This window comes from Acinetobacter sp. UBA5934 (assembly GCF_002430855.1).
GTDB lineage: Bacteria > Pseudomonadota > Gammaproteobacteria > Pseudomonadales > Moraxellaceae > Acinetobacter.
On the sequence record NZ_DJDC01000022.1, the window covers coordinates 1 to 7,312 of the forward strand.

7 protein-coding genes and 1 pseudogene are annotated in these 7,312 nt (G+C 39.3%); 2 read left to right on the top strand and 6 right to left on the bottom strand.

The window, feature by feature from the left end:
* Positions 1-9 precede the first annotated feature (9 nt).
* A pseudogene (locus B2Y23_RS01435) lies at positions 10-390 on the bottom strand (Lrp/AsnC family transcriptional regulator); the annotation flags it as partial.
* 286 nt (positions 391-676) lie between these two features.
* A complete protein-coding gene (locus B2Y23_RS01440; protein WP_291368575.1) occupies positions 677-1,534 on the bottom strand; it encodes an alpha/beta fold hydrolase in 858 nt (285 codons plus the stop codon).
* 117 nt (positions 1,535-1,651) lie between these two features.
* On the opposite strand from B2Y23_RS01440, the gene B2Y23_RS01445 reads away from it, so the two are divergent.
* Positions 1,652-2,116 carry a hypothetical protein gene (locus B2Y23_RS01445; protein WP_291368564.1) on the top strand — a complete coding sequence of 155 codons (465 nt, stop codon included), beginning with the start codon at positions 1,652-1,654 and terminating at the stop codon, positions 2,114-2,116.
* An 84-nt stretch (positions 2,117-2,200) separates the two neighbouring features.
* On the opposite strand, the gene B2Y23_RS01450 is transcribed toward B2Y23_RS01445, so the two are convergent.
* Both B2Y23_RS01450 and brnQ read right to left on the bottom strand, forming a co-directional pair.
* Positions 2,201-2,443: a hypothetical protein gene (locus tag B2Y23_RS01450; protein ID WP_291368566.1), complete on the bottom strand. Its 243-nt coding sequence runs from the start codon at positions 2,441-2,443 to the stop codon at positions 2,201-2,203.
* A gap of 478 nt (positions 2,444-2,921) precedes the next feature.
* Positions 2,922-4,214, bottom strand: coding sequence for a branched-chain amino acid transport system II carrier protein (gene brnQ, locus B2Y23_RS01455; RefSeq protein ID WP_291368568.1), 1,293 nt, complete (start codon positions 4,212-4,214; stop codon positions 2,922-2,924).
* Positions 4,215-4,574: 360 nt separating this feature from the next.
* Between brnQ and map the strand changes: the two genes are divergently transcribed.
* Positions 4,575-5,369 (top strand): type I methionyl aminopeptidase, encoded by a 795-nt coding sequence (map, locus tag B2Y23_RS01460; RefSeq protein WP_291368569.1) that lies wholly within the window; start codon positions 4,575-4,577, stop codon positions 5,367-5,369.
* A 410-nt stretch (positions 5,370-5,779) separates the two neighbouring features.
* On the opposite strand, the gene B2Y23_RS01465 is transcribed toward map, so the two are convergent.
* Positions 5,780-6,679, bottom strand: a complete 900-nt coding sequence (locus B2Y23_RS01465) for a LysR family transcriptional regulator (RefSeq protein WP_291368571.1) — start codon at positions 6,677-6,679, stop codon at positions 5,780-5,782.
* Positions 6,680-6,775: 96 nt separating this feature from the next.
* The coding region (locus B2Y23_RS01470) for an SIR2 family NAD-dependent protein deacylase (RefSeq protein WP_291368573.1) at positions 6,776-7,312 on the bottom strand (537 nt) is incomplete at its 5' end.

The window sequence follows — 7,312 nt, forward strand, 5'->3', positions numbered from 1 at the left end:
ATTTTACCACAAAAAACGCTCATAATGTTCCGAATTTTTTACTGCAACTTTAACCAGATAATCATAATCACCTGTCACCAAATGTGCTTCCACAACTTCAGGCATATTGGCAAGCGCCTCACTAAACTGATCTAGAATTTCATCATCATGCCGTTCTAAAGTGATTTCGATGAAAAACAGCTCATTAATACCAATTGCTTTAGGATTAATATTAGCTGTATAACCTTCAATAATTTTTAAATTTTCTAGTCGTTTTAATCGTGTCCAGCAAGGAGAGGAGGATAGACCGACTTTATCGGCCAGTTGGGTCACGGTAAGACGACCATCTTGCCTAAGCTCAGATAAAATCCGGCGGTCTATTTTATCCAGGCTATAATTATTTTCGTTCATACGGCTAACTACAAAAGAATATTCTGAATTAAAACTATTTATAGCATTATTCTTCTGCTTAAGGACCGAAAGGCTAAAAAAAAAGCAAATTCATGGCCTTGTTTGCCGCTTAAATAACCTTCAGGTAAGTTAAAGCATTCATGGGTCTGAGGCTTTAATCAGCAGCTTTTATACGCGAAGTTAATATGTAGAGGCTGCTGGGTGCATCAGCTTTTCATGGAAAAGCCATTTAACTGAAATAAGAGATTCAACGGCCAAAATCTAAAACGTTACATCATTTAGCCAATTAAATAGCCAATTGCTGTGCTATTACTGGCCATAAGTTCTGATGTGATTTTTTAAACATCAGCATGTGACCAATGGCTTTGTGGTTGTAACTTTCAGGCTTGAGCTCAATCATTTCCGTTTTTGCTTTTGGATATAAACGAAGCAGATCTTTTACATTTGCTTCAGTGGCAATTTCATCATCAGATGACCAAAGCACTGTAATCGGGCAATCAATTTTAGCGTGGTAATCTTCAAACACAGTTTTTCCAATGGCATTCATGACATAACCCGGTTTGCTACAAAATTGCGCCCATTGTTTAGCCACATCTTTAGGCAGGTTTTCACCCATACCGATGGCTTGAGTTGGGCCATAACCATTGGTAATACGTGCCAATGGAAAAATAACATTAAACATCACCGGGGCAAGCAGTTTGGTTCTGCCTTTTAAACCTTTCACATGACCGGTAGAACCCGATACAGCCACAACTTTGGCCACTTTTTGAAAGTTGGGTACAATGCCCAAAAGCTGACCACCGGCACTATGACCTACCAAAATCACTTGATCTGTCTGGGTTTTGCATAACAGGGTATCTATAGCTGTTGGAATGTCCAGTTGACCCCAATCTACAATGCTGGCTTTAGACTTACTCACAGGACCATGTAAAGAACCACCAATTCCACGGAAATCGAAACTTAAAACATCATAACCTTGTGTAGCCAGCCATTCTGCAAAAGCCTGATAAAAATTTTGGGTAATGCCTGTTGCGGGGCAAATCAGAATCGGGTGGTTTTTATGGAGGATGGTAGATGCATAAAATCGACCATTCAGAGCATATCCGTCTTTACAGGTAATGGTTAATGATTCAAAAGTGCTCATATTGAGAATGTCGGATAAATTCGAATAATGACTACTGTAGCCAAGTTCTAAAAAGAAACTTGTATAATTCATGACTTTAAAGTCAAAATAGCACTCTAAAAATAAGGATATAAATGCATGGATATGGAAAATCTAAATCAGTCTGTGGCTTGGGCTGTGATATTTAGTGGGGTTTTTCTGTGGGTGGGAATGCTCACCGGAGTATGGAAATATTATCAAATACGACATTCTGAACAAGCGCGGGCACATTATTATGTGGATATTGCACATAGAAGCAGTTTGCTCTATGCACCAGCCAGTCTGATTATTGCAGTTTTGGCTTATTTTTCTGTATGGAGTGAAGGGCTTAATTTTATTTTCGTATTGATCAATCTTTTATTTTTTAGCTTTTCAATTTTGAGCTACATACTGCATGGTTGGCTGAAAGATACCACCAATCAGTTTAAGCAGCCCCATCAAATGGGACGTTGGCATTTACCGAAATGGATGCTGACCAGTGCAATGGTTTTATTGGTGATCGGGGAGTTGGGTGCCACAGCAGGATTATTGCTTGGTACAGTCATGGGGTTGGGAATGTTTTAATTGGATGATTGCTATTTGATATAAGTTTTTGATTATTGGTTATTATTGTTCTTTTTTAAAGATGGGTGATAGTTCACCCATCTTTTATTCTGTAGAAGTATTCTGCTTCTGTTGGCGATATTTCTGATCGACCACGGCCCACACATAGAAAGCTACCGATACGATAAAAGCATACATAAAGTATTCAGGTTTTAAATCGCCTTGGATCAAACCATGAATAATCAACGTCACAAGCAGAGCAACAGTGGTACTCAAATAAGTGACCATATTTTTATTTGCTTTTAGAGCGTTAATGAAGATTTCTTTATTGAAATGTAATGATAACATCTCCACCCCTCCTGTTATTGATTGACTTAAACCTAATTGTTTTAGTCAGATTAGTTTCTATTGTTGTACTTCTTATTTCATATCATTTCAAGCGGCAATGTCATTATTTTGTAATAAAAGCATGGTAGTGCATAATTTAATATGATTACTTTATTCAAAATGGAAATATTGCATATTTTTTGAACAGATGTGTATATCCCCATCCATTCTAGCAACGCCAGAAATGTGTAGAAGTTCAACAATAACTGGAATAAAAGAAGCAATATCGATGCCAGTCTGAAACTGCATCCATGTATGAGGTGGGATCGCCGGGAGAATCAGCCTCATGGTGCTGATCTGAATTATATTTTTTAACAAACTTTAATATAGTGATGTAGATGTAAACAATAAAACACTGTTTGGGTAAAACAAGTCATTTTATTGATCACGCTTAAAATCAGGTTTGGGTAAAACCAGATTTTAATCACATCAACATCAGTTATTTTCTAACTTTGTCGATTACGATAGCAATAATCAGCACAATAAGAGATGGAATGAGCCATGCTAAATTTTGTGCATTGAGCGGTAAATTTTGAATAAAGCCAGGTAAGTAGGAATCCAGACCGGCAACTTTTAGTGCATCAAAAATACCAAACAGGAACGCAACCGCGGTCACTGGAGCAACCACAAAAGCAGGTTTATTGAAAAACTTCCAGAAGAAGCTCAGCAGAATCACCGCAATTGCTGGCGGATAGATGGCACTTAATACCGGTACAGACACTGCAATCAGTTTGGTTAAACCCAGGTTTGAAATGATGAAAGAGAATCCCACCAAAATGAACACTAAAATTTTATAAGGAATTTTAGTCAGTTCAGAGAAGTATTCTGCACATGCACAAGTTAAACCAATGGCTGTAACCATACAGGCCAGGAAAATCATGCCGGTTAAGAATAGAGAGCCAATATCACCAAACGCATGTTGCACATAGGCATGCAGGATCACTGCACCATTTGCTGCATTTGGAGCGACTTCATGACTGCCTAAACCGAGCTTAAACAGGCTTAAATAAACCAGTGTCAAACCTACACCTGAAATCAGGCTGGCAATGACCGCATATTTGGTGACCAGTTTTTTATCCGTTACACCACGTGAATGAATCGCGTGAATAATGACAATACCAAAAACCAATGCACCCAAGGTATCCATGGTTAAGTAACCATTGACAAAACCTTCAGAAACAGGCGCAGTTACATAGTTATCAATGGCTGGTGGAATGAATCCGGCAGGAATTGCAAACGCAGCGATACCCAACACAGCCAAAGAAATGATCTTTAAAGGTGCAAGGAAGTGGCCCACAGTGTCGAGCAGTTTATTTGGGTATAAGGAAATAGCGGTCACAACGGCAAAATAAATTGCACTATAAATAAGCAGACTACTACTTGATGTACCAAAATAAGAAGAAAAACCGATTTCATAAGAAACCGTTGGTGTACGAGGTGTTGCGAATAAAGGACCTACAGCTAAGTAACACACGATTGTTAAAATCAGACTGGCGATTTTACCTAAAGGCGAACTTAAATTCTGGATCGATCCTTCTACACGTGACAGTGCCATAATGGTGATAACAGGCAGACCAACTGCGGTAATCAAAAAACCTAAAGCAGCTAACCATACATGTTCACCCGCTTGTTGAGCGACAATCGGTGGAAAGATAATATTGCCCGCACCAATAAAAAGTGCAAAGGTCATAAAACCTAAAGCAACAATATCCCGTGTACGGAGATTTGTCATAAAAAAGGGAGAGGAATTGAACAAAAAAGCAATTCTAGAGGATATCCATGCGTTTTTGTAGTTTATTTTATGAAGCCTATGAGGCGTAGAGGTTTAGCAAAAAACCAAAATGAACAACCGGAAAAATTTAATTTTATTTATATATTTGATTAGTCATTAAAAAATTATAAATTATAAAATAATATTCTTTGTTAGTAAGTTAAGGAAATTTCGACTCTTTTAAAATAACCATTTAAATGTATATAAATCAATCACACAGTTGACTAAAAATGGTCAAAACCATGCTGTTTATTTGCTCAAATTAAACAAAATAAAAGTAAAAGGACTATAATCATAAGCCTTATTCTTGAGGATGATGCAATGAAGGCTTCCACTATTACCATTAAAACTGAGCAAGACTTAGAGAAACTCCGTATTTCCGGGCGTCTGGCTGCTCAGGTTTTGGAAATGATAGGGAAGTATGTCAAGCCGGGTGTAAGCACAGAGTACCTGGATGACATCTGCAATGACTTCATTGTGAATACCTTGAAAGTGATTCCAGCCAATGTCGGTTATTATGGTTATACCAAAACCACCTGTATTTCTCCGAATGAAGTGGTGTGTCATGGTATTCCATCTGCCACTACCATTTTGCAGGATGGGGACATCATCAATATCGATGTAGCGATCATTAAAGATGGTTATTTTGGTGATACCAGCCGGATGTATTATGTTGGTAGCGTTAAGCCTGAAGCCAAAAAACTGGTGGAAACCACTTATGAGGCAATGGTTGCCGGGATTCATGCAGTGAAACCGGGTGCAACTTTAGGTGATATCGGTTTTGCCATTCAGTCGGTTGCGCACCGTGAGGGCTATAGCATCGTGCGGGAATACTGTGGGCACGGTATTGGTAAGGTCTATCACGAACAACCGAATGTGCTGCATTATGGCCAACCTGGTCAAGGTCTGATCCTTAAAAAAGGCATGGTGTTTACTATTGAACCTATGGTCAATGCAGGCAAGCCGAAAGTGAAAGAGCTTAAAGATGGCTGGACTGTGGTAACGGCTGACCGTTCTTTGACTGCACAGTGGGAGCATATGGTGGCTGTAACTGATAACGGTTTTGAGCTTTTGTCTCCTTGGCCAGAAGGTACCGATTCATATCCTGAAATTTAAGTGATAAGTGTTAAATGAAATAGGTAGTTTTATACTTTGGTATAGATTGGTTTACTTTATGTACAGATAAAGTTTTAAAATCTATTATGTATTCTTGTAAGCTTTTGATTTAAATTAAAAAGATCATTTCGGCATTTTTTTGTAATATATTTTATATATTAGATTTTAATGATTTTTTTTTGTACTATACATATATAGATTCTAGCTGTAGTTTCTTATTTAAAGTTTATAAGCTTATCCACCTCGGATAAGCTTTTTTTTGCCTAAAATTCGGTATTAGTCAAGTGAATTTTATATTTTTGTGACAAGGTTTGCATTTTTTGTGGTCTGGCAATTGATAACTCAAAGCCATCTATTGATAGTCTGAATACTGTTCTGACATTTCTTTTCTATATAGATGCCCGAAAGCATTAATGTTTACTGAGCTGTTCTACCAGATAATCAATAAATACACGTACGGCGGGTAACAAGCCGCGGCGTGAAGGATACACTGCGTGGAAAATACCATGCGGTGCTTTCCAGTCCGGCAGTACACGTACCAGTTCACCGCTTTGCACATAATCTTCAACAATGCTGTCGGGTAGTAACACAATCCCGCAATTTTGTCGTGCCAGTTGTGCCAGCATCATCAAGTCAGATCCCATCACCATGGGATTGACCTTGATTTTTTTCTGCCGGTTTTGATTGTCATGCACCACAATATATTGGTCTAAATGCTCATCCGCCATGCTGAGGATATGATGCTGGCTTAAATCTTCCGGCTGTTTTAGGTCGCCAAATTCATTCAGATAGGCCTGGCTGGCAAACAGGTGCTGTTCTATATGTTCAAATTTGCGTAAAACCAGATTTGGGTCATCATCCAGATTGGAACGTACCCGCAGTGCCACATCAATGCCTTCATTAATGATATCGACACGGCGATTACTGACAATGAGCTGCACTTTAATTTCAGGATAGGTTTTCAGGAATTTTGGCAGAATCTTGGCAATTTCATTTTGCGCAATTGAAACTGGCAGGCTGACTTTGATTACACCGCGCGGCTGAATACTCAGATGATCCACCAGATCATGGGCCGCTTGTGCCGCATTCATCATGACTTGAGCATGGCGATAAATATTCATGCCAATGTCGGTTACGGCAAAATGACGGGAACTACGCTGAATCAGCCGCACGCCTAAATGTTCTTCCAGATTATAAACGCGACGACTTAATTTTGATTTTGGGATATCGGTAGCCCGTTCTGCTGCACTAAATCCTCCATGTTCAACAACTAGGGCAAAGCAATAAAAATCATCAAGATCAGACAGCATTTAAAAATTCCATTAATGCAACAATAAGCTGATTAAAAGTTTATTGTTGCATTATGTCAATGCCTGCTGGAAGGTTTTGTTATTTAACAAAATGCTTTAACGCGATTGGAGTAAATTTTCTTTGAGATAGTGCATGCCTTGAGTGGCGGTCATCGCGATTTTCTGGAATTGAGCAGGGAGTTGCTGCTGATCAGCCTTGGGGTCAATATAGTAAGCGCTACACTTCGCTGGAATTTCATGGATTAAACCTGCCACCGGATAAACCTGTAGACTGGTACCAATCACAATAAAAATATCTGCATCCTGTACGCAGTCTTGTGCATCGGTATAAGCGGGCACGGCCTCGCCAAACCAGACCACATGTGGACGTAAGGGATAGCCATCCTTGCAGAAGTGTTTTTTCAGATCTAGCTCGGCACCTTCCACCGGATAGAATTCAGTGCTGTATTGACAGTTTGGACCCGAGCTTTTAGCCAGACGAATATTGCCATGTAGATGAATGACCTGGCTGCTTCCGGCACGTTCATGCAAATCATCAATGTTTTGGGTAATGACATGCACATCAAAACCATCTTCAAGTTCGGCAATCAGCTGATGCGCGGCATTCGGCTGGGCAGCCAGAATATTTTTGCG

Excerpts from the sequence above, each read along its gene's own strand:
- B2Y23_RS01440 (WP_291368575.1), bottom strand. The coding sequence starts at position 1,534 with ATGAGCACTTTTGAATCATTAACCATTACCTGTAAAGACGGATATGCT.
- B2Y23_RS01445 (WP_291368564.1), top strand. The coding sequence starts at position 1,652 with ATGGATATGGAAAATCTAAATCAGTCTGTGGCTTGGGCTGTGATATTT.
- B2Y23_RS01450 (WP_291368566.1), bottom strand. The coding sequence starts at position 2,443 with ATGTTATCATTACATTTCAATAAAGAAATCTTCATTAACGCTCTAAAA.
- brnQ (WP_291368568.1), bottom strand. The coding sequence starts at position 4,214 with ATGACAAATCTCCGTACACGGGATATTGTTGCTTTAGGTTTTATGACC.
- map (WP_291368569.1), top strand. The coding sequence starts at position 4,575 with ATGAAGGCTTCCACTATTACCATTAAAACTGAGCAAGACTTAGAGAAA.
- B2Y23_RS01465 (WP_291368571.1), bottom strand. The coding sequence starts at position 6,679 with ATGCTGTCTGATCTTGATGATTTTTATTGCTTTGCCCTAGTTGTTGAA.